18 protein-coding genes and 1 pseudogene are annotated in these 22,241 nt (G+C 45.6%); 6 read left to right on the forward strand and 13 right to left on the reverse strand.

What is annotated here, in order from left to right; genetic code table 11:
• The coding region (locus RIG27_RS15180) for a hypothetical protein (RefSeq protein WP_446346440.1) at positions 1–187 on the forward strand (187 nt) is incomplete at its 5' end.
• A 195-nt stretch (positions 188–382) separates the two neighbouring features.
• Here the strand turns inward: RIG27_RS15180 and RIG27_RS15185 are convergent.
• The 10 genes from RIG27_RS15185 to RIG27_RS15230 form a co-directional block, all read right to left on the reverse strand.
• The gene (locus tag RIG27_RS15185) at positions 383–742 is read right to left on the reverse strand and encodes a carbon dioxide-concentrating mechanism protein CcmK (protein WP_044205095.1); all 360 of its coding nucleotides are present in this window, start codon (positions 740–742) and stop codon (positions 383–385) included.
• Positions 743–887: 145 nt separating this feature from the next.
• Complete coding sequence (locus RIG27_RS15190) at positions 888–1,199, reverse strand: carbon dioxide-concentrating mechanism protein CcmK (protein ID WP_006099036.1); 312 nt, start codon at positions 1,197–1,199, stop codon at positions 888–890.
• A gap of 125 nt (positions 1,200–1,324) precedes the next feature.
• Entirely contained in the window at positions 1,325–2,905 is a 1,581-nt protein-coding gene (locus tag RIG27_RS15195) for an ATP-binding protein (protein WP_446346443.1), read from the reverse strand.
• Positions 2,906–3,125: 220 nt separating this feature from the next.
• Positions 3,126–3,773 (reverse strand): ribosome hibernation-promoting factor, HPF/YfiA family, encoded by a 648-nt coding sequence (gene hpf / locus RIG27_RS15200; RefSeq protein WP_446346445.1) that lies wholly within the window; start codon positions 3,771–3,773, stop codon positions 3,126–3,128.
• Between the two features lie 234 nt (positions 3,774–4,007).
• A complete protein-coding gene (locus RIG27_RS15205; protein WP_446346447.1) occupies positions 4,008–5,477 on the reverse strand; it encodes a glycoside hydrolase family 13 protein in 1,470 nt (489 codons plus the stop codon).
• A 389-nt stretch (positions 5,478–5,866) separates the two neighbouring features.
• Positions 5,867–6,592: a phosphate/phosphite/phosphonate ABC transporter substrate-binding protein gene (locus RIG27_RS15210; RefSeq protein WP_446346449.1), complete on the reverse strand. Its 726-nt coding sequence runs from the start codon at positions 6,590–6,592 to the stop codon at positions 5,867–5,869.
• 354 nt (positions 6,593–6,946) lie between these two features.
• Entirely contained in the window at positions 6,947–8,881 is a 1,935-nt protein-coding gene (locus RIG27_RS15215; RefSeq protein ID WP_446346451.1) for a hypothetical protein, read from the reverse strand.
• 6 nt (positions 8,882–8,887) lie between these two features.
• The gene (locus RIG27_RS15220) at positions 8,888–9,442 is read right to left on the reverse strand and encodes a GAF domain-containing protein (protein WP_446346453.1); all 555 of its coding nucleotides are present in this window, start codon (positions 9,440–9,442) and stop codon (positions 8,888–8,890) included.
• Between the two features lie 224 nt (positions 9,443–9,666).
• Positions 9,667–10,101: a hypothetical protein gene (locus RIG27_RS15225; protein WP_446346455.1), complete on the reverse strand. Its 435-nt coding sequence runs from the start codon at positions 10,099–10,101 to the stop codon at positions 9,667–9,669.
• Between the two features lie 132 nt (positions 10,102–10,233).
• Entirely contained in the window at positions 10,234–11,616 is a 1,383-nt protein-coding gene (locus tag RIG27_RS15230; protein WP_446346457.1) for a PAS domain-containing sensor histidine kinase, read from the reverse strand.
• A gap of 221 nt (positions 11,617–11,837) precedes the next feature.
• On the opposite strand from RIG27_RS15230, the gene RIG27_RS15235 reads away from it, so the two are divergent.
• The 3 genes from RIG27_RS15235 to RIG27_RS15245 all read left to right on the forward strand — a co-directional run bounded on the left by RIG27_RS15235 (position 11,838) and on the right by RIG27_RS15245 (position 13,645).
• Positions 11,838–12,515 carry a response regulator transcription factor gene (locus RIG27_RS15235; protein ID WP_446346460.1) on the forward strand — a complete coding sequence of 226 codons (678 nt, stop codon included), beginning with the start codon at positions 11,838–11,840 and terminating at the stop codon, positions 12,513–12,515.
• 207 nt (positions 12,516–12,722) lie between these two features.
• A complete protein-coding gene (locus RIG27_RS15240) occupies positions 12,723–13,112 on the forward strand; it encodes a hypothetical protein (protein WP_446346462.1) in 390 nt (129 codons plus the stop codon).
• A 233-nt stretch (positions 13,113–13,345) separates the two neighbouring features.
• On the forward strand, positions 13,346–13,645 hold the full coding sequence (locus RIG27_RS15245; RefSeq protein WP_446346464.1) for a DUF1830 domain-containing protein: 300 nt from the start codon (positions 13,346–13,348) through the stop codon (positions 13,643–13,645).
• Positions 13,646–13,782: 137 nt separating this feature from the next.
• On the opposite strand, the pseudogene RIG27_RS15250 reads toward RIG27_RS15245, so the two are convergent.
• Positions 13,783–14,868: pseudogene (locus RIG27_RS15250) on the reverse strand (DUF3616 domain-containing protein).
• A gap of 311 nt (positions 14,869–15,179) precedes the next feature.
• A complete protein-coding gene (locus RIG27_RS15255; RefSeq protein ID WP_446346466.1) occupies positions 15,180–20,270 on the reverse strand; it encodes a WD40 domain-containing protein in 5,091 nt (1,696 codons plus the stop codon).
• Between the two features lie 519 nt (positions 20,271–20,789).
• Here RIG27_RS15255 and RIG27_RS15260 point away from each other — a divergent pair.
• Positions 20,790–21,365 (forward strand): Uma2 family endonuclease, encoded by a 576-nt coding sequence (locus RIG27_RS15260; protein ID WP_446346468.1) that lies wholly within the window; start codon positions 20,790–20,792, stop codon positions 21,363–21,365.
• A 244-nt stretch (positions 21,366–21,609) separates the two neighbouring features.
• Here the strand turns inward: RIG27_RS15260 and RIG27_RS15265 are convergent, their stop codons facing one another.
• Positions 21,610–21,840, reverse strand: coding sequence for a hypothetical protein (locus RIG27_RS15265; protein ID WP_446346470.1), 231 nt, complete (start codon positions 21,838–21,840; stop codon positions 21,610–21,612).
• Positions 21,841–22,116: 276 nt separating this feature from the next.
• On the opposite strand from RIG27_RS15265, the gene RIG27_RS15270 reads away from it, so the two are divergent.
• Positions 22,117–22,241, forward strand: a 125-nt coding sequence (locus RIG27_RS15270) for a helix-turn-helix domain-containing protein (protein WP_446346472.1), incomplete at its 3' end; no start/stop codon positions are given.

Consider the following 22,241-nt stretch of genomic DNA (forward strand, 5'->3'; position numbering starts at 1 on the left):
TGATCCCGTTTCCGGGAAAGAATTTATTAAGGTGATGGTTATCGGTTCCCGTAAAGGGATCAACAGCATTATCAAAACGCTGCATCGCTTACGGTTTGCCGATGTGAGGGAGTGGAGTCCACCGATTCCTTATGGTGCTTCGGGAGAAATGATGAGTCTGTTGAGGCGACCGATTATGGTGGATTGAATCCTGGGTGTGATTCGCTGGCGCGATCGCTTGGCTTCACAGGCTTTGGGGAGGGTACGCGGAAGACGCGATCGCTTGGTGATTTCAGGTCATTTGTCTTTTTTGATCAAGGGCGGGTTTTGTGCAAAGGTTATCAGTAAATACCAAAATTCAATGGCTCACGCCCACCCCTACACAAAACTTTCCCTTATTTTGCTAACGTTGCAACCTGTTTCCTCTACCTTGGACTAATGGATTCTCAACCGCTTCTCTGTACTGCTCAACCTCTTCTGTGTACGCAATTGGCAGAACACACTCCACATTTTCATGAGGGCGGGGAATAATCACCCACGATTCTAAGGTTGCACCATAGGTTTTCTCAACGGCTGCAATTCCAGCATCCATGGCGGTTTTTACCTCGGAAACATCGCCACGAATATTCAGATTAAAACGAGCGCTACCAACGCGGATATAGCCGACTATGGTCACTCGACCCGCTTTAACCATAGCATCTGCGGCGGCTAATATACCGGGAAAGCCCTTGGTTTCAATTGACCCAACTGCTACTATTGACATTGCCAATCTCCTCAATCAATTAATGAACTCAAAAATTTATTCTACGAATTATGGGTATTTTTTCAGAAACATACTCTTTGTCTTTAGCCTTTTAATCGCGAACCAGACCTAGAGTCACTGAAATATTTACCCTTCCCTTACTCAGTTAAAATGAGCGAAACTGTTCAACTTGACTGGTATATTCAATCGGTAGAACGGTGTCAACATTTTCGTGGGGATTAGGAATGATGTAGTAACCGGTTATCTCAGCGCCGTGTGTTTTCTCCACCGCTTCTAGACCCGCATCTACAGCCACCTTAACTTCGGATATTTTGCCCCGAACGCTGACCATAAAGCGACCACTTTCATTGCGATCAAACTTCACCAGGGTAACCGCGCCAGCTTTTACCATGGCGTCTGCTGCGGCAAGTACCCCAGGAAACCCTAACGTTTCAATCGTCCCAACGGCTGCGGGCATGATTGCTCTGTTACCTCCACCTCAAAAGATTCTATCAAACTATATTGTACGGGGCTTTATCACCCATTGAGGCGAAATTATAGATTATTTTTTAGATAGGATAAAACTTCATCAATTGATACGTCTTAATGGGTCGCATCTCCGGACGATGGCTTGGCGTTGACAGGTAACGTCACCGTCACCGTTGTCCCTTTGCCTACCTCACTCGCGATCGCAATCTCCCCCTGATGCAAATCTATACAATTTTTAACAATAGACAATCCCATCCCCGTCCCGGCAATTGTGCTGACATTGCTGGCGCGGAAAAAGGGGGAAAATAATCGAGGTTGCTCTGATTCGGGAATACCAATCCCTTGATCTTGAACTTGGAGGATCAGGGTGTCATCCTCGCGGCGTAGGGACAAGGAAACCGTCGTGCCTTTGGCAGAATACTTAATCGCATTGCTGAGGAGATTGGTGACAATATGTCGCAGCATCTGCTTATCCAACTCCGCTTCTCTAGACGAGAGTTGAGCATCATAGGTCAACGTATAGCGATCGCCAACCATCAATCGCTGTTCATCTACTAATTGCAGACAAAAGTCTTCCATATTCAACGGTTCGGGATTCAACTGAAGTTCACCCGCTTGGGCTTTATTAAACGTGAGAACCTCTTCCACAAGCTGAGCCATCTGCTTGACGCCCATTTGAATCCGGTCTAAATAGGTTTGTTGTTTCTCTTGTGATAACTGGGTACTGTAGCGTTTCAGGAGTTCCGTTGAGGTTAAAATTACCGCCAAGGGGGTGCGGTATTCGTGGGAAATCATCGCCACAATCCGAGATTTCAGTTCGCTCAATTCCTGTTCAGCGATTAAAGCTTTACGAATTTCTGCCTCGGCTTTTTGGCGTTCTGCAACTTCTGTGGCTAGTTTAACCCGTTCTAGTTCTAAGGCTTGGGCTTGACGACGTTCGCTGATATCGCAAACGACTAAAACAGCACCCTTGATGTCATCATCATTAGGGCGCATTAAGGAAACGTGATCGACGATGGGTGTTTTGGTTTCATCTCTAGCAATCAACAGGCGATTATGTCCTTGATTCGGCACAGGTTCACCCCGCAGCAGCAGTATCACCGGGTTTTCCACAACTGTATTCGTGGCTTCATCGAAAATTTGCACCACTTCAGTAACGGGTTTACCCATCGCCTCAGTAGATGACCAACCCGTTAAGGTTTGGGCGATAGGATTCATATAGGTAATGCCGCCTGTTGCATCCGTTGCGACTACCGCATCATGGGTTGAGTCGAGAATCGTGGAGAGAAATTCCTCGCGTTCGATTAACTGCTGTTGGGTTTGATGCTTATAAAGGGCAATTTCGATGGTAATCCCTAAATCGCGTTGATTAAAGGGCTTGACAATATAGCCAAATGGCTCTGTCACTTTCGCACGCGCCAAGGTAGCCGCCTCGGAGTGTGCCGTCAGGTAGATGACGGGTATTTTAAATTGGTTGCGAATCTGCTCGGCGGCTTCAATTCCATCCATGTCTCGGTGTTTGAGAACAATATCCATCAACACCAGATCTGGACAAGTTTGCGCGACTTTAGCGAGGGCGGCTGTACCTGAATTGGCGATATCTACCACGTCGTAACCCAGTCGTTTGAGTTGACCAGCAATGGCTTGAGCGGTAATAATTTCATCTTCGACAATTAGAATCTTTGCCCTTGCCACGCCACTAATCCTCGATGTACTACAGTCCCAACTCAATGGTAATCCCAAAGATGGGGGAGCTGGGGAAGAGGATTACTAATGAACAATGAACAAATGACTAATGACTAATGACTAATGACGAATGACAAATGACAAATGACAAATGACCAATAACATAATCCCCCGCCTGTCACTCGGGGGAGAATCAAGAGAGGATTTCAAGTTCGATAGATAACAGATGCTATGAAACTGTTGATGTATCAGTTACCGCCGCAGCATTTTGGGCAGTCTTGCCATTGGTATGATTGGTATGACCATTGCCATTGCGAGGCTGAATCACACCATATCCGCCGTGATTGCGTTCATAGAGAACGTTAATCTCGTTAGTTTTCGCATTCCGGAACATATAGAAGTCATGATCGACCAGTTGAAGCTGTTCCATGGCTTCTTCAATCGTCATCGGCGGCATGGCAAAATATTTCATCCGCACGACTTCTGTGGGCAGTTCGGGAGTGCGATCGCCAATTAAATCCTCAACCACAGGGGCTTCATGAATCACAGCACCAGTTTTGGGTTGTGCCTGTGTTTTCTTTTGCAGCTTTTCTTTGTATTTACGCAGTTGACGTTGGATCTTATCTGCTACCAGATCGATACTGGCATACAAGTCTTCGCTACTCTCCTGGGCACGAATTATGGTTTTATTGGCATAAATGGTAACTTCGGCAGTTTGCTTCGTGTTGATCCGAGGATTACGGGCAACAGAGAGATGCACGTCCACCTCAGTCGTCATAGTTTGAAAGTGATTGACCGCTTTTTCTATTTTTTGATTAACATATTCTCGAATTGCATTAGTGATTTCAATGTTCTTGCCCTGGATCACAAGCTTCATACTGACTACTCCGTCCTGTACTATTGTGTCGTAATAGAGCAGAGCTAGGGCTGGTCTTAGTTGCTCTTGGAGGATACTCCTATTGTAGGACTGACTGTGGTGACTTCCGGATGTAAGCAGCAATACTTTACAAAACTGTAACTTTCTACTCAGGAAATCCGCTAAAAACAGTAGACAAGGGAAATGGGGGAGTGATCTGACAACTCCCCCTACACCTGTACCTGAACGGATAAGTTAACCCAAAATACAACCTGTCCGAGGCGGTAAGTCTATCGCCAAATGGTTTTGATTCCAGGTGAAGCTGGCGTCACCGTACACGATTTGATGGCGTGGTGATAACTCTGGCGGCACTTCCACCTGAACTTGGGCGGTTGTGGTTCCGGCATTAACGGCGATAATTAATTCGTCTGCCTCCAGTTTGCGGGCAAAGATATACGTCATTCCCTCAGCGAACAGCACTTGATAGCTACCTGTACGCAGTGCAGGGCGATTATGACGCAGGGCAATAAGCTGACGGTGACAATCGAGAATCTCTGGATTCCATTGAGATTCTAAGGGAAAACCCCGGCGGGAGTCGGGATCTAATGCGCCAGGTAACCCAACTTCATCGCCATAATAGATGCTGGGGGCACCGAGAAAGGTAAACAGTAATAGCGTAGCCAGCTTAACGCTTTCGATCGCTTCGGCGGATGGATCGTTTTTCCCTCCTTCAGCAATAGATAGCAGTCGGGCTGTATCATGACTGGCTAGCAGGTTGAGTTGGGTGAGTTGAATTTCCCAGGGGTATAGCTGCAACAGATGCTCGATTTTAGCCGCATAACCCGGTGCATCTAGGGGAGGATAGGGTTGGTAAGAGGGTTGTTCGACATATTCCCGAATCACGCGATCGCCTGCGGTAAAGGCAATGGTGGGTCCGGTGAATAGGTAGTTCATTACCCCGTCAAATTGAGTCCCATCTAGCCACTGACGGGAGTCTACCCACACTTCGCCGACAATATAGGCATCTGGGTTAATGGCTTTGATGCGATCGCGAAATTCTTGCCAAAATCCTGGCGTTTCAATCTCATAGGCGACATCTAACCGCCAGCCATCGATGCCGAGTTTAATCCAATGTTCGGCAACCTGCATAATATATTCCCGCACGTCGGGATTATCATGGTTAAATTCAGGTAACGCCCGATTGCCTTCCCAACCGACATAGTTAGCGGGTTTGTCGCCATCATAGGCTGATAGGGGCCAGCGTTCAATCTTGAACCAATCTAACCACGGCGAATAAGGACCATTTTCGAGAATGTCATGGAAGAAGAAGAAGCCGCGACTCGCATGGTTAAATACACCATCCAGAACGACTTTCATCTCCCGCTGATGACATTTCTCCAAGAGTTTCATGAATGTGCCATTCCCCCCTAATACTGGGTCGATCTGATAATAATCGTGAGTGTGGTAACGGTGGTTACTGGCGGATTGAAAGATGGGGGTAAAGTAAATGGCGTTAACGCCTAAATCTTGCAAATAATCGAGTTTTTCCATTACGCCCCAAAGATCTCCGCCCTTATAGCCTTGTAAAGTGGGCAGGGCATCCCAGGGTTCTAGGGGAAGGGTTTTAGCCACTTGCGAATGGGGTGGATTGCCTTTGGCAAAGCGATCGGGAAATATTTGATAAAAGACGGCGTGCTTCACCCAATCGGGGGTATTAATTTCCATTGATAATGGTCTAGCTCTTCTCTACTAGAGTACAAGTTTGACATCCTCCCTCACTAACCGCGTCAGGGTATAGTGGAGGATTACCCAAAAAGGTCATCAAAAAATAGTTCGCTAAATACGATTTAGGTTAGGAAGTTAATATTCTACCCGAAAACGCGCGATCGCTGGATTTCTGGATTACTCACCTACCTGGTTATGGAGTGAATATTCATGGGCAATATATCAGTCACTCTCGAAAACGATGATGGAATTTTGTCAGAGAACAGGCAACAGGGAACATATAATGCAGATATTATCTAAATGTCATCTGTCCTAAGTCGTATATTTATCTAATTTTGCGATTCATCCCCGATCATACTAAAAAGTTGGTTGGGGATGAATCGAATGGTTTAAGCCGCCATCATAATTTCCTTAGCCGTGCTAATTTCTTCGGACGTAGTTTTACACCATCCTTCAATATTGAGTTCTTGCAACACATCTTTTCCGGCTGGAGTCGTATTCATCTCTAAGAGAACACGCTCTAATTCACTCTTATGAGCCATAGCATTGGGACTAACATGGATACCATGAAAGATGACCTTTTCTTGCGATTCAGCAAAGGCATTAACCATTGCCTTTGTATTGGGTGAGAGTTCCTTGTATGTGTCTTTATAGACAATGCCGAAAGGGGCTTCGTTTTTGGACACGCTATTGATTACTCCTAACCACGAGGATTTATCCAACAGTTGTGCAGGTGCAATTCCTTTTTCTTTGAGACTATGTAAAGCAACCTTAATCGGTAGCATACTTTTGACAGTAGCAAGAGTTTTCCCGTGCAGCGAATCTAAGGTTGGATTGGCGATATCCTGATGGGCAATATACACCACCTCATCATAGAGATTGCTCGGACGAACCACCGCAGAAAACCCTTGTTCCCGCAGACGGATACTATCAGCCGGATTAGCGTAGACGATATCGGCTTGATCGAGATGTTGATGAAAATCCTCGAAATCCAGCGAAACCTCTAAATGTATGTTGACATCAAGCTGATTATTCAAATATTGGATGAAGCGAAACCATTGATCTGGTTTTTTGGCTGTATCATGGGGACAGATCATCAGGGTTAACTTGTTCATGGAGGAGTCCATTTTTTAGGTGCATTTACGGAAGAGAATTATTATCTTCCTCTGATTCCTTTTTTCATGGAAATTTGACGCAATCAGGAATGGAAAGATAGGTTATCGGTGGGGAGGGCGGGTTTTGTTGAACAGTTATCGGTGACTAGCTGAATTTAGTCCCTAAACCCGCCCCTACAATTGTCCCTAAACCCGCCCCTACAATTGTCCCTAAACCCGCCCCTACAATTGTCCCTAAACCCGCATCTTACCTTAACAGAGGGTTGAAACTGTTGCCTGTTCCCTGTTGCCTGTTGCCTGTTGCCTCTCTCCACCACAAAACTTATTCAGCAGTCCCTAATTATTACTGATTACCTACTCCCATTCTGGACTTGTCAATGTGCCTCGCAGACGCCAGTTTCCTAGGGGAGAAAATACCTCTAAAAGACCACTATTTAAGTCTTGCTGAACATAAGGACTATCCAACACCGCCCAATCGTCGAGAACTCGCTCTTTCCCATTAATCTGTGCTAAACCCGCTCCTCGATTGGGTTGATAGGTCATCTGTAAGCGATCGCCCGCTAAACTGGTATAGGTAATCTGACCCATTGTCTCCCAGGAGCGATCGCGATAGCGTGTTCGCGAGGACGTATTGCGAATCTCAGTTTGGTCAAGGGCTTGCTGTAACGCCTCGATTGTGGGATAATCATCAATACTGGCTACATCGGTAATCCAAGCCGTATTCTTACCGATTGCCGCTAACACCTGGTAATCAGAATATTTCTCCGATACCTGATTTTGCCAGTCTATCTGTTCACCCCAAGGACGAGCGCAAAGGAAGGTATTTTCAATGCGCCAAATGTACCAGTCCCCATAGCGCAGAGGTTTCCCATATCGAGTCGGTAAAACTAGGTGAGAACGCCCTGGTACATCGGCAGCTTGATCTCGTGGATTTAAGCGTAACTGATAAATCACTGCGCCCTTTTCTTGGACGTACTGATCACCTGGAGAACGCCCTGTCGCCATGTCTGAATGATAGGTTCCACCCAAACTAACAACGGCATTATTTTGCCCTTTAGGATCACGGATGACTAATTTATAGGTAGCATATTGGGCATTAATGGTGCCTTTGACTCGATACGAACGACTGGGGTCAATTAATGTGCCCAAACTATAGTCTTGAGTCACATAAAAGATTTCCCAAAATCGATTGTCTTGGTGATAACTATAATAACCCGGATGACTGGCTTTAAGCTGAAAGGGTAATTCTATTTCCTTACGGGCAATCGCTCTCAATTGAGGCGGCGGACGATAATCACTTAACGCGGCAGGTAATGCTACCCTAGTCACACCACGATCCATACGCTCGACAGGTGTCAACCCTTCGACTCCGCTCTGGGTCAAACTATCCCCCCACCAAATCCAAGCCACGCCACTCAAACCACTATCATCCCACGTCCCGCGATCAAACCCGCGACTTTCCGCACCACCTGCGGTTCCCCAACTGAAGCGCACCGCCATATTGACGGCGTACCAGTCTAATGCGGCTTTCGCCAACTGGCGCAATTCGGGAGTATCAGCAAAATCATAGAGATTCAGCAAACCTGCGATCGCATACCCATAATACGTCGAAGAATGAAACTCTCCCTGTCCAATTGTCAGGAACTTATTCAATTCTGCCCTAAGCCAAGCCTCATTTGTCGCCGCCGTCGCCGGGAGAGGCGTAGGGAAACCACTTCCATCCATCAGCGCTAAACCGGAAATACGCTGCATGAACATATGATTTTCTGTACCCTGTTCCAGCCACTCTCGTACACGCGGCGAATCCACCATACTACGGTAAGAGGCTTGTACCGCTTTGGGCATGGTATCTCGGAATAAGAAGAAGATGCGAATATCGTAGGGGCTGCGAAAGTGATAAAGATCAGGTTTTCCTTCATCTAAACCCAAGAGTATATCCCAGGTTTGCTGGCGATCGTATTGTTCCCCTAAGCTGAGGCGGGCAAGAATAACTGGAAGTAAGTATTTATGGGGATCACTAATTGTGCGAGTACGCCACCAGGTATCCAATCCCTCTAAATCCGCCGCCGCCACCTTTTCCCGAATCGCCAAACTCCGCGCCCGAAATGCGGCTTCTGTTTCCCCTTCATCTAAAATACGGTCTTTGAGCAGGGTTTGTGACTGCCCCGAGCCGCCCCATTGCCACTGTGACAACAGGGAGCGACTCAGGGGAAAATCTGCCGCCCAATCCGCCGTACCGACGAGTGCGGTAAGAGTTGTCAGCGCTAGAATTAGGACTTTGAGTTTCATCGATATCTAGCTATCTCGAATTGCTGGAACCGTCGCTAAGGTTTGGGCGGCTTTTTTCATGGCTTCAATGTCAGACGGTGACCAAGGATGGGTATCTTGACAATGATGAGCCGCGAGTAATCCCCATAAGCGTCGCGGTGTAAGAATCGGCACCACTAAATTGGCACGTATTTTAAGGCTACGCAAAAAGTCGCGGTGACAGGGATCGATGGGTTCGGTTTCAATATCTGCGATCGCTCTCACTCGTCCTGCATAATATAACTCGGCATACTCGTCATTAAAGCATTCATCGCCGCCAGTCGAGCCGAAGATGGAGTAGTTGGGAGAACTCAATGACTCGAAGGTGACTTGACCTTTCCACTCGTAATAGAAATAATAGAGAACCACGCGATCGACGGCTAACACTTTTCGCAGATAGTCAGTCGTTCCTTGAATTAGTGTATCCCGTGCCAAATTATTAGCCAGACGGTCAGCAAAGGATCGTAAACCTGGATCACCCGTGGTCATCGATTGATCAGAATCAGAGTTGGCTTTGGGATTCCCTGGCATTGGCTGATTCATGTTAATTCCCAATTATTGGCTACATTTGCTATTTTATCGTTGGCGGGGAATTGGTGAAGTTTTGAGCCTTCACTTCGTTCGTCGGGAACCTGGTTTTAACCCTTCGCTTGGCTCAAGGGGTCTGGTTTTGTGTAGGGGCGGGTTTAGGGATTTTCTTTTCGCTATTGATGACTAATGTTTGTTCAAAACCCGCCCTGACCGATGTTTAGGGGCTGGTTTCACTACTATCGATCGGATCGCAGGTAATTAATCAGCAAAGCTGCCATGGAAAACACACAGAGGCTTTTCCACACAAATAACCACCAAGGACGCCACCAGGCTCCTGTCTGTACTTCGATGATATCCGATAGTCCAAAGAAAAAGAAGGTGAGGAAAGCCATGAGTGCTTGATATCGCTCTGTTCCCGAACGGCGAATGATTCGGACTCCAAATCCGAGTGCGATCGCGCTCCAAATCCCCGCCTCGATATAATTCCCCTGAGTATAAATAGCTTCTAGCCGCTTAACTTGAGCGGCTGCCTGTTGGGGACTCGTCGGTTCCGAAAACGTCAACCCTGTCCAAATTCCTAAACTTATCAATAGGAAAAATAAGATGATCAACCTTATCTTAGCGGCGTTAGTAATAGCAAAATGGTTGTGTTTAGTTTGTTTTTTGCTCATTACTCTCACACTCAATTTATACCCGATTTTCTATTTCTTTACTTATGCATAAGGGCGGGTTTTGTTGAACCGTTATCGGTGACAAGCTTACTTGAGTGTCTAAACCCGCCCCTACAGTGTCTAAACCCGCCCCTACACTTGACTTATGACTTCGCCAGGAATTGTTACCGTAAACGTTGTGCCAACTCCATGTTCACTGGTCACGCTAATAGTGCCACCATGTACGATAACACAAGTTTGGGCAACCGTTAACCCTAATCCTGAACCCGGAATACTATCAATATTTTTTCCCCGGTAAAAGGCTTCAAATATATGAGGGATATCATCAGCAAGAATGCCAATACCCTGATCGCAAACTTGGAAATCCACCTCAGTTGTTGTACAAGTTAGCCGTAAATCAATAGTACTACCTGGCGGAGAATATTTAATCGCATTCGTTAGTAAATTTATCAAAATAGAACGCAATAGCTGTTCATCCAAACAGGCACGGCTACAGTCTGCCTGCCTAACCAAATTTAGATTATACGGATTGTCAGGATTACGTGGTATCTCCGCTAAAATCCCTTGACAAAACTGTTCAAGATTCACCCGCGTCGGCTGGAACTCCAATTGTCCCGTTTCAGCACGATTAATCGTGAGAATATTATCTAACATTTGCCGCAGACGTTTAGCCGCGCTTTCAATACGTTGCAGATTTCTGATTTTTTTATCTGGAGAAAATTTATTCGGGCAAATTTGTAGGAGTTGAACGGAGGCTAAAATCGTACTCAATGGGGTGCGAAATTCATGGGACACTAATGAAAAAAAGCGTAGCTGGAGTTGACTCAGTTCTTGCTGGCGTTCGAGTTGGCGACGCATTTTTTCGGCTTGCTGACGTTCAGTAATATCAATGCCAATTCCAATCAGATACTTAACTGCACTGTTGTCATCAAGCAAGACTCTATTATACCAGTAAATTAGACGCCGAGTGCCATCTCGTGCGATCCAGTAATTTTCATGCTCGTTAGGAAAATTACAGGCTTGGAGTTCTTTAATAATGGTTTTTACACATTCAATGTCTTCTGGAATTAAAAACAAATCCCAAATATACTTTCCCTTGACTTCCTCAAAGGAATAGCCAGTTAGTCGTTCACAGGTTTGATTAAATCGAATAATTCGGCCCTGTTGATCGAGAACGGTAATTAAGGCATTAGCGGTATCGAGAATTACGGAAACAAAATTCTGTTCTTGCAACTCAGCTTGTTGGCGATCGCGAATCTCTGGAGACAAGAATCTGCTGTTGTCATTGTCTTGTTCCAGTTGCCTAAGTCGTACCCAGAAGCGATAGTAGATGCCAATTAATAGCAGTATACTGAAACCGTTAGTGATGGTGATTAACAACAGAGGATGCTCCCGATACGCCTGGGGAGCGAATCCCATTAACCGCCATACATAAACAGCGATCGGACTACTAAGGATCAGTAATGCTAAACCCAAACCAGCAAGCAGATTTTTGGGTTGGATAGAATGTGTCATTTGTTACTTGTCATTTATCATTTATCATTTTTCATTGGTCATACTCGCTCCCGAAAAGAAGCAAGCTACGTCACTCGTCCGATTACTTAACTGTGATCACTGGATCGATGCTCTAGAGAATGAGTAGAGCCAATGTTAAGGTTGGTAAAGTGGGAATTAAGCTATAGCGCATCTGCTATATCTACTTGAGTTGGCTTACCGATTTATTCAATTAATTGGCTATGAAAATCTTGTTGGTGGAAGATGATATCGCGCTCGCAGAAGCCCTCACAGAGGCGCTTGTCGATCAAAATTATGATGTTGATGTTGTCAATGATGGGGAAGCAGGCTGGCGACAAATTACAAGGCTCTATTATGACTTAATTTTGCTAGATGTCATGCTCCCTAAATTAGATGGTATCAGTTTGTGTCGGCGTCTGCGTTCTAGCGACTATCACGGCTCAATTCTAATGATCACAGCCCTTGACACCAGCACGGATAAGGTGAATAGTTTAGATGCAGGCGCTGATGACTATGTGGTCAAACCCGTTGATTTGCCAGAACTATTAGCTCGCATTCGAGCGCTGTTGCGACGGGGAGGATGTTCAGTACCGCCAGTACTAGAGTGGGAGCGATTAAAGCTTGATCCAAGTCGTCATCAAGTAACCTATAATCAACAGCCTGTACATTTAACCCCGAAGGAGTATTCCTGCCTAGAGTTGTTTTTGCGAAATAGTCAGCGGATCATCAACCGTGAGTTCATCATTGAGCATTTGTGGACATCAGAGGCAACCCCTTTTGAAGATACCGTTAAAGCCCACATTAAGAGCTTACGTTACAAACTCAAAGCAGTGGGAGCGCCAGATGATTTGATTGAGACGGTTCATAGCGTTGGTTATCGATTGAAACCCTTTTCTTAATCTTTTCTTTAGAAAAACACTAAATTCTCTTGAGTGTCATTCCCCAATTTTTTTACGTTTAACCTGTAGAGTCAGTAATGTTCATCCAGCAATGACCCACAGGGATATTTCCCTTTTTGACTCAATGTCCTTGAATTTCAGTGTTTCCGTGGACGACAGATCCATTCTGATATCAGCAGGAAAGCCATCAAGTTGAGGAAATGAACAATGTCTAAATCACTGTCTAAAGCGGTTGTAGACTTGGGACTACAATTAGTGAATGAAGAAATTGACAATGCCCTGGCAGTTTATGGTGATGAACCCTACACCGAACTATTTGCCCAGCCCGATGTACGTCAACGACTGGTTGACTACGTGATGGCGGCTATTCCTGAAGTTTATACTCAGGCAAAGGAAACGGCAAACGGTTATGTACCAACAAAAATCCCTTACCATTCTTTAGAACTACGTTTGCGGGTGGAAACCTATGCTCATTGGGGAATAGAGTATATTCTACACAGTCAATCGGATTGGCATCCTCCCTCGTCCTTGACGAATGTTCAATTCTATACCTTGCCTTGGAACTATACCCATCTTTTTGCGCCCGCTTTTTCATAAGGGAAGCTGTGCTTGATAGAAATTATGGATAAAACAGAAGGCAGACGGCAGAAGGCTCTCGTGTTTTTGGTATCTGCTTTTTTGTAAGCCTGTGAACTGGTGGGTATTTGAAACCGCGCTGCGCTTGCCTTCTTAAGTCAAACTTGGGGAGGATAAAGCGTTTTGTTAATCCTTTATCCTTCTTCTGAGTAAGAATTGTAACCAACTGATAACGTTACTGGGGTTATTTAATCATGACTCAACTCTATCCCTCTCGGCTCAATGACAGTAGTAATCTCATGCTTTGTTACTATACAAATGGAACGGGCAAAACCTTAATCGCTCGGATTATCAATATCCCAAATTGGCGATTTGAGCGAATTATATTTCCCCAGGAGCGTTTATTCTTTGAAGCCCCTCCCCAAGCTCAACTCGAACTTCATAGCAATGGGGAAACCGCAATGGCTGTAATCGATAGTATTCCCTGTAGTTATCTAAAAGTCCGGGAAGAGATGAGTCAAGTTCAGGAAACGCTATGGCATAAAATTGCTTGATTGCCAGAACATCCCCACTCTATAACTAGATCCTACGTGACATCCTCCTACATTCAATCAAAGATTAGATCGTGAGGCTTCTCGCCGAGCAAGCTAAACTATCCTAAATCTAGAGAATCTTAACGTATTTAGCACGATTAGCCGAAAATGTTTCCACTAAAAACGTCTCCGTAAATCGCACTCGGTTCAATTTGGCGAATGGGATTAGGGGAATCATAAACAATTAACAGCGCATCTGATTCTCCTAAGCAGGGAAACAAGGCTAAACCTTCGGCGCGATCGCATCCTGGGGTAAAGGGTAAGTCAAACAGGGGTTCTAACTCTCCTGTGACTTGCCCCGTTATACTGTCGGCTGAACGGTCTAAAATAGACGTGAGGCGGAATACCCGGATAGCGCCTTCTAAGTCCATTGTTGGTCCAGCCAGAATCAGCAAATCGTCTCCTTGCCAACAGAGTTCCCGCACTCCTAAACCATTGAGATCGATAAAGTGTTTGAGATAGCGTTTCCCGTTGTCCCCAATGTCCTGTAGGGTTAGGATACCGGGTGCAGATTCAGCCACTTTGATTTCGATGATAACTGCCCAACCCCGGAGAACCGGACCCCGACAGCCTAAAAACACGCGATCGCCACGCACCGCCAATCCTTCGATATCTAAGCCATTATCTTTGCTGGGTAAGGGATGCGTCACAAAGGGACCTAAGTGAATATCGTCAATTAAGGCATCCATGAGACTATTACTCGCGTCTGTCTTTTGTAAGCAGGCGGCGGTCAATTTTTATTCCGGATTATCCGGGAGAGACGATACCTTTAATAATTCGCCATTCACGATGGGAATACGAGTAAGTAAATATCGATTCACATCGGTTTTAATCGTGGCAAGGCGTTGGATGTCTTTTTCTACGTTTTTCCCCTTGGGTTTGCCACGTTTGGTGCTGTGAGATCCGGTTATCCAAAGATAATTATCGGCATAATCAATTCCTTCAATATCAATTTCATCATCTTGATTAAACAGTTCAATGAAATCGGCTAGACAATAGGATTGGTGATTGCCAAAAACACAAGGTTCGATCAGCGATAGACGTTCAACATTTATCCCTTCATCGGAACCAAGCCACAAACTACCATCCGGTGTGAACGTGGCGGCTGATAGTTCATTAATTAGGTCTTCGTCTGACGAATTAAACTGTAAAAGGACGCGGCTGAGTAAAAAAGGGTTGGACATAATTAAGGGTTGGGAATTGGGGACTGTAGAAACCTTGCCAGCAACATCTCTACAGGCTACATTTTACTACATTGGAGTCCAATCCTAAATTTTTCAGGACTTACGCACAAACGCCATTTATGGTAGGGGCACGGCATTGCCGTGCCCCTACAGGTAGCGCCTGTGCCGTCAAGAAAGCGTAAGTCCTATTTTTATCGGACGTTGGCAGCTACCGTGTCTTGTTCTCGACGTTGTACCTTGTTTTTAAATTTCAGTATCATTCGACTAGATTGCCAGGAAAGATGAACCATGAACGATGAACGTGAAATTCCCTATCTCCCCTCACACAATGCCCGAAAATCCTGGGGATTGGCATTATTAAGGGTTAACGACTCTGAATTATTGTGTAAATAATCGTCTAACCAATAACAACTGCGTCCAATTAAATCCGCTAAATCCAAATTCCACAGAATCACGGTTGTGTCTTGAGACGCGGATGCCAAACTATCACCATCGGGACTAAAACTCACGCTAAACACGGCATCTTTATGAACCGAAAATGAATTAATTAAATTCCCCGTGTACCGACTCCAAAGATTCACAGTTTTGTCATCACTCCCTGAGGCTATAAACTCGCCATCGGGACTAAATGTCACCCAATTGACTGCTCCATTATGTCCCTTCAAGGAATGCATGAATTCACCCTCTCGATTCCAGAGATTCACCGTTCCATCACTACTCGCCGAGGCAATCAATTCACCATCGGGGCTAAAGGTGACCCAATTGACTGCTCCATTATGTCCCCTTAAGGTTTTGATAAAGTTGCCGTTACGACTCCAAAGTTTCACTGTTTTATCGTCAGAGGCTGAAGCAATTAAAGACCCATCGGGACTAAAACTTACTCCCCACACTGTCCCTTGATGACCGATTAAGGTTTTATCCAATTTGCCATCAATGTGCCACAGTTTGATTGTTTGATCTGCGCTACTGGATACGAGTCGCTGACCATCGGGACTAAAATTAACACTGGTTACCCCATCCTTATGTCCGGACAAGGTTTTCTGCCAGGTTCCATCTTGATTCCAGAGTTTAATTGTTGTGTCGTCACTGCCTGTGGCTAGGGTCTCACCGTTGTCAGAAAAACTAACACTATTAACTGACTTTTGATGTGCCGCAATTGTTTTTAACAATTCACCCTGACGAGTCCAGAGTTTTACCGTATTATCCCAGCTAGCGGTAGCAATCGTCTGACTATTGGGGGAAAAACTAACGCTGCTGATGGGTTGGCTATGTCCGGGAATCGGTTGCAACATTCCTCCCTCAAGTTGCCAGAGTTTGATCGTATTATCGGCACTAGCTGAGGCTAAAATTTTGCCATTGGGACTGAATCCTAATCCCAGAATCGCCTTACCATGTCCCTGCAAGGTGTCGATTAATGTGCCATCGGGACGCCAGAGTTTAATTGTGTTATCGTCACTTCCAGAGGCAATCATCTGACCATCTGGACTATAAGTAACGGCAATTACAGCATCTTGATGTCCGGATAGGGTGTTGAGTAATCTGCCATCAGTTCGCCACAGTTTGACGGTTTTATCTGCACTAGCAGAGACGAGATATTGTCCATCGGGACTAAAACTGATGTCGAGTACGGGTTTATTGTGGGCAGTTAAGGTTTTGAGTAATTTACCATCAGATTGCCACAGTTTAATCGTTTTATCACGACTGGCTGAAGCAATCAACTGACCATTGGGAGAGAAACTAACATCTAACACCCAATGATTATGACCTGATAGGGTTTTCAGCAGCTTTCCGTCATCGATACGCCAAAGTTTAATCGTATTATCCTCACTCGCCGAGACAAGCCGTTGACCATCGGGACTAAAGCTGATACTGTGGACGCGATCGCGATGTCCAGTTAAGGTTCTTAATAATCTACCCTCGCGACTCCAAAGTTTAATGGTATGATCCTCACTGGCAGACGCTAATATCTCACCCTGAGGACTGAAGCGCACCGCATACACCCCCTCTTCATGTTTCCCTACGTCTTTCAACAATTCCCCCTGCTGACTCCACAGTTTAATCGTTTTATCCCGAGACGCCGAAGCAATTAACTCACCATCGGGACTAAAGCTAACGCTACTCACCCAATCATTATGTCCCGTTAAACGGTTGCGTTCTTTCACCCCATACACCACCTGTTGCAATGTAGAAATCACCCGCATCCGGGTTTCCTGTGTCACCCCCAGGGCTTGTTTTAATTCTTTAGCAGCGGATAAACTTTTCAGCAAGGCGTCAAATTTACGGTTGGAAGCAACCAAGGCTTCAGCTGAAGCATTCAGAGCAATTAATCGGGCGTTGGTTTCACTAAATACTGCCCGAAATACCAGTCCGACGGCAATCACCGCCAGGGTAGCTAACGTCACGCCCGCAATTCGGGCTTCTTGCAAACGGCGTCGTAGAACTTGATTCAATTTCCCCTCGGCTTGATGTTGTTTTTCCACCGCCGCTGCGTGTTTTTTCGTCGCCGCTGATAATTTAGACCGCAGGCTTTTTTCCCGAATTAGTTGTTGGATTTTAGTTTGACTATCTTTATCTTTTTGTCGCAGTTCTTCCAGTTCTTTCTGCAAACTATTTTGCTCGTTTTGGCGGATAAATTCCACCAGGTAATCGTGAACCAGTTGATAGCGATGGGTGGGTATTTCGGGTAACAGGAAGACTAATCCAGATTTCTCTAATATTTCTAAAATTAAATCCAGGGGCTGGGCGTCAATATCCGATTCAATAACTAATTCAGCACGAGTTTTTAAGGGACGATTATTATTTTCATCGGTGAGAAGTTGCAACACCAGCCAAGCCGCCTGTTCATTTTCTGCGCCACAGTCTTTCAATGCTTTTTCCAGGAAACGTTCCGCCAGCTTTTCCACCGGACCTCGTTGTCGATATTGTGCCAGCGTGGTGATATTTTCAGCTTGTAGCTGCGCCCCCACCACTTGCAATTCAATCGGACGAACTTCTCCCAGTTCTCGACCTAAATCTTGAACTAAGGCATCAATTAATGCGGGTTCTAAGTAAAAATGGGCGCGTTCGGTGAGGCTTTGGATTACCGCCCGGGCATCGCTACGGGAAAAGTTACCTAACGGGTAGCGATTTTTGCGATCTAATATGTTATTGTCAATTGCCTCTAGATTCAGTTTCTCGAAGTCTAATAAGTAGTGTAAGAAGTCTTCGCGAATGGAAATAATAACTTTGACAAAAGACAGATTTAAACAGGTCTGAAAAAACTGATGAAATAAGCGAACTTGTTGAGCAGAGGCATGTCCCAGGAAAAACTCCTCAAATTGGTCAAAGATTAACACGGTTAAGATATTGCGATCCGCGTTATCTCGTAACTGTGCTATCAGTTGGTTGAGAATTGATTCATCGGAATTATCGTCGCCAATGATTTCTGTGGCGGCAAATTGGTCAGATTTACGGGGGGTTAACCCAGATAGGGCGGTTCTGACGCCTTTATCCAGTTCCTTAATCCAATCGGTGTACACTTGCAGTACCACAGGTAACACTAAGCGATCGCCTAATGCTCTATGCTTTAGGGCAGGCACTAAGCCAGCGGAAACGATGGAACTCTTACCAACGCCAGAAGGTCCATGAATTACTGTTAATTGGCAATCCGCCCGGCTTAACCGTTCAATTAAACGTTGTACATCATGTTGACGCCCGGATGCGGCTATTTCTTGTGCCACGATTTCTTGCTGTTCGACTGGGGTTAAGGTAGGATTAGATACGGCTCGTCGAGGCTGGAGACGAGCCGCACCAATGAAGGCACGAAATCCATAGAGTTGTTCGACTGCCCCTTGTTCTTGTTTAATCTGAAATGCTTCTAAGTAACGGTGTTGCTCGAAGTAAAGCCGCCGTAAGTTTTCCAGGAGATATAAGTAACGTTGGGGTTCATAAAGATAATCGCTTTTGGCAATCGCATCCGCTAAGTCTTGACTCGCCCGGTTCAGATGGTGAGTGGCTTCCGCTGATTGACGCAACTGATGATCGGATTTGACAACGATGAGTTGATAGAGTTGAGTCAATAGATAGGGATGTAAGCCTTGGTAGTCTTGAAGTTGATCCGAGACCGATTCTAACCGGGAGAGGGCTTGTCGCGCCCAGTGATTGGCATCATTCCAGCGCCGTTTCACGAGGGCTACTTCAGCTAAAAAGCCGTAATCTTGCCCCAGTTGCACGGGGGAACCGTAGTGTTGATGGACTCGTAAGCACTGTTGGGCGACGTGTTGCAAGGAGTCCCAGCCTTCCAAATGTTGCAAGACTTCCGCTTGTTGGGTAATAAACTGCGCCACCAAATCTGGACGTTCCGCCCGTTCAAACGCCTCAACCGCTTGCTGAAGATAGGGCCAAGCTTCTTCCCAGTTGCGGTGTCGTTGCGCCCGATGCAAGTCGGCATTCCGGCAATAACATAAGCCTAAATGAAATAGGAGAACGCCTTGACGTTCTAAGTTATTGGTGAGGCGCCAATACCAAAGGCTTTTTTGATAACGGATAACGGCGGCATCGATATAATCATTGGCATAATCATATTGCCCTAAAACGAATTGCAGACTCGCTTCTAGTTCCGGGGTAATCGTTTCTTGGCGCTGTTCTAAGTCATGGAGGGCGCAGTCAAGTTCGGCGCGGGAGCGACATCCTGTGGCTAAATTGAGATGGGCATGGTGGGTACAGATACGCCACGGCGCATATCGTCCCGGCGTTCCTTTTAATACGGTTTTAAATAGGGAGTCGGCTTTGTGTTGCAGTAAGTTGAGGAGTTCATCGGTAGCAATTTCAAACTTAATTGGAGTTGCCGCCCAACTGCTAAAATCAGGGGCAGAACGGACGAGTTTGTGCAATACTTCGTCATTCACCCACAAGACGAGGGGGAAGGGTAAACGTTTGCGAAATTCATCCCGCACTTGATTGGTGGAGGAGAGTAAATCATCCAGAGCTTCCACGGATTCGAGTCCTAGGATAATTAAGGCGGGAGGAGGATCAATATAGCTCGAATTAGCTCTAATTTTAATTTCTGCTCCCCCAGCTCCCTCTGCTTCCCCAGCTCCCCCAGCTCCCCCAGCTCCCTCTGCTCCCTCTGCTCCCTCTGCTCCCTCTGCTCCCCCTGCTTCTCTATGATTCCTGTCCACATAATTCTGAATCGTGGTGTAAAGGGTGGTGACGGATTCGGGGAGAACTAATTCCTGTATTTGATATCGACCTTGAGCGCATTCGTGCAGTTGGTGTAAAATACGCTTTTGCAAACGCTTGTAATTACAGCGCACTAAGACAAGGGAGAACTCACCCTGAGAAAAGGCGATCGCGCGATCGAGGGCGTTCAATGAACTCTGGTTATAGTCGGCTACGTCTTCGGGTTGTTTGGTTTCAATCATTGGGAAACGTTGTTCGGGGTTCGTCCAGCATGGGATTGATGGCAACTGGATGACAGGGTAAAACAGCAGTGAACTTGACTTTCTTCTTATAGTGTGATACATCACGACCGGAAACAACAACGTTTGCTTCGGTGGGTTATCCGAATAGGGGATATCTTGGCGTTAGATGTATTGAGGGTGGAGGTGCGCTCAAGGTTCCTTTGGCGACTATAACCCAACCCATTTAAAATATAGGCAAATGTGCGATGGGCAACCTGAGTAAGAGCGACCCGAGTAAATTGAATAGACGGGTATTATTAAGTAATGCAAGGAAGTCGCCACTACCGATTATTAATTTGACCAAACGGATGATCAGAGAAATTGACATGATCACAATTGTAGGGGCGAGTCGCTGCTTAAATGTGGAGGTATGAGAATTAACCTAACTCGACTCGCCTCAATCTAAATGTAGGCGGTGTCAGAGAATGACCGAGAATAGGGAATGAATCCAATGAAGTGGAGTTAACAGGTAAAACTAAAATGACGGCTTATACTATAGATTTTAACCCGATTATTCAGCTTACCGATGACCAATTTTATCAATTATGTCGGGCTAATCCTGATCTGAAATTTGAACGCAATTCCCACGGAGAATTAATTATTATGCCCCCCACTGGCGGAGAAACCGGAAATCAAAACTTTGAACTTGTCATTGATTTTGGGATATGGAATCGCCGAACTCGATTAGGAGTTGGCTTTGACTCCTCAACCTGTTTTAAACTTCCCAATGGCGCTAATCGTTCTCCGGATTTAGCTTGGGTGAGACAGGAACGGTGGGATGCTTTGTCTCCAGAACAAAGAACCAAGTTTCCGCCAATTTGCCCCGATTTTGTTGTGGAACTGATGTCTCCTTCAGATACTTTAAAATCGACGCAGGATAAAATGAAGGAATATAGGGAAAATGGCGTCCGTTTGGGGTGGTTAATTGCGCCGGAACAAAGAAGAATAGAAATTTATCGTCCCCAGCAAAATGTTGAAATTTTAGAGGCTCCAGCTACTCTGTCTGGAGAAGAGGTTTTACCCGGATTTACCCTAGATTTACGTTCTCTTTGGTAAAAACTTGTAGTTCGTAGTAAGGGCTTTAGCCCTCAATAAGCCTAGGCGAATAGAATTCACGGAACTCGACCCACTCACCTAGAGCCTACAGCAACTGGATTATAAACATTAATGGTTGGGAGCAGGGCGGGTTTATTGAATTAGGGGGTTTGTCGCCACAGGTAACGGTAAAACTAGCCCCTACAAGTCATTTTGTTTTTTCTGCGTCTCGGTTTGATTGTCAGATGAAACGAGCCTTCTGCGCTTAAACGTCTTGAGACTCTAATGAACAAACCCGCTCATTCAGGCGTGATACGATCCGTAACTCGTGGGGATAGCGGGGACGTGGATCATCCACTAACCAGATCGGGGGAACCATCATGGGTTCATAAAAGTCAATACAATATGTGGTTCCTGGTTGTGCTTTCAATTCCACCAGAGAACCGGGTAGATATTCAAAGGCTTCATCCCAATCGATCGCTGTCTCGACATCCATAAGATTATATCAATGTGATTACCGCAACCTACCCACCGATCCACTGCACTGATCTGAGTCAAAACTCTCAGGTAGATTCTATTTCTGTATCTAATGATACTTTTTTGCGGTAATCCTCGTCTATTTCTGGAGGAATAAATTTACAAATCCTGACATTCTCAGGTTTTGATGACCGAAGACTTGGGTCACAAGCCCCGTCCTTGTCGGACGGCTTTTGATAAATCGTTCTGATGTTTTGTCAAAAGTGTGTATAATACGGTAAGGAGGTGATGCAAGTTGTTTAGTCTAACCTACGAATTCAAGCTTAAGCCAACAAAAAATCAGATAGCCATCTTTGAAGGATGGTTAGAGCAGTGTCGGCGTGTTTATAACTACGCTCTCTGTGAGCGTAAGGACTGGTT

It is taken from the genome of Coleofasciculus sp. F4-SAH-05, assembly GCF_040222985.1.
GTDB lineage: Bacteria > Cyanobacteriota > Cyanobacteriia > Cyanobacteriales > Coleofasciculaceae > Coleofasciculus > Coleofasciculus chthonoplastes.

Bases quoted from the DNA above. Each gene is read 5' to 3' on its own strand.
- RIG27_RS15185 (WP_044205095.1), bottom strand. From the start codon at position 742: ATGTCAATAGTAGCAGTTGGGTCAATTGAAACCAAGGGCTTTCCCGGT.
- RIG27_RS15190 (WP_006099036.1), bottom strand. From the start codon at position 1,199: ATGCCCGCAGCCGTTGGGACGATTGAAACGTTAGGGTTTCCTGGGGTA.
- hpf (WP_446346445.1), bottom strand. From the start codon at position 3,773: ATGAAGCTTGTGATCCAGGGCAAGAACATTGAAATCACTAATGCAATT.
- RIG27_RS15205 (WP_446346447.1), bottom strand. From the start codon at position 5,477: ATGGAAATTAATACCCCCGATTGGGTGAAGCACGCCGTCTTTTATCAA.
- RIG27_RS15210 (WP_446346449.1), bottom strand. From the start codon at position 6,592: ATGAACAAGTTAACCCTGATGATCTGTCCCCATGATACAGCCAAAAAA.
- RIG27_RS15215 (WP_446346451.1), bottom strand. From the start codon at position 8,881: ATGAAACTCAAAGTCCTAATTCTAGCGCTGACAACTCTTACCGCACTC.
- RIG27_RS15220 (WP_446346453.1), bottom strand. From the start codon at position 9,442: ATGAATCAGCCAATGCCAGGGAATCCCAAAGCCAACTCTGATTCTGAT.
- RIG27_RS15225 (WP_446346455.1), bottom strand. From the start codon at position 10,101: ATGAGCAAAAAACAAACTAAACACAACCATTTTGCTATTACTAACGCC.
- RIG27_RS15230 (WP_446346457.1), bottom strand. From the start codon at position 11,616: ATGACACATTCTATCCAACCCAAAAATCTGCTTGCTGGTTTGGGTTTA.
- RIG27_RS15235 (WP_446346460.1), top strand. From the start codon at position 11,838: ATGAAAATCTTGTTGGTGGAAGATGATATCGCGCTCGCAGAAGCCCTC.
- RIG27_RS15240 (WP_446346462.1), top strand. From the start codon at position 12,723: ATGTCTAAATCACTGTCTAAAGCGGTTGTAGACTTGGGACTACAATTA.
- RIG27_RS15245 (WP_446346464.1), top strand. From the start codon at position 13,346: ATGACTCAACTCTATCCCTCTCGGCTCAATGACAGTAGTAATCTCATG.
- RIG27_RS15255 (WP_446346466.1), bottom strand. From the start codon at position 20,270: ATGATTGAAACCAAACAACCCGAAGACGTAGCCGACTATAACCAGAGT.
- RIG27_RS15260 (WP_446346468.1), top strand. From the start codon at position 20,790: ATGACGGCTTATACTATAGATTTTAACCCGATTATTCAGCTTACCGAT.
- RIG27_RS15265 (WP_446346470.1), bottom strand. From the start codon at position 21,840: ATGGATGTCGAGACAGCGATCGATTGGGATGAAGCCTTTGAATATCTA.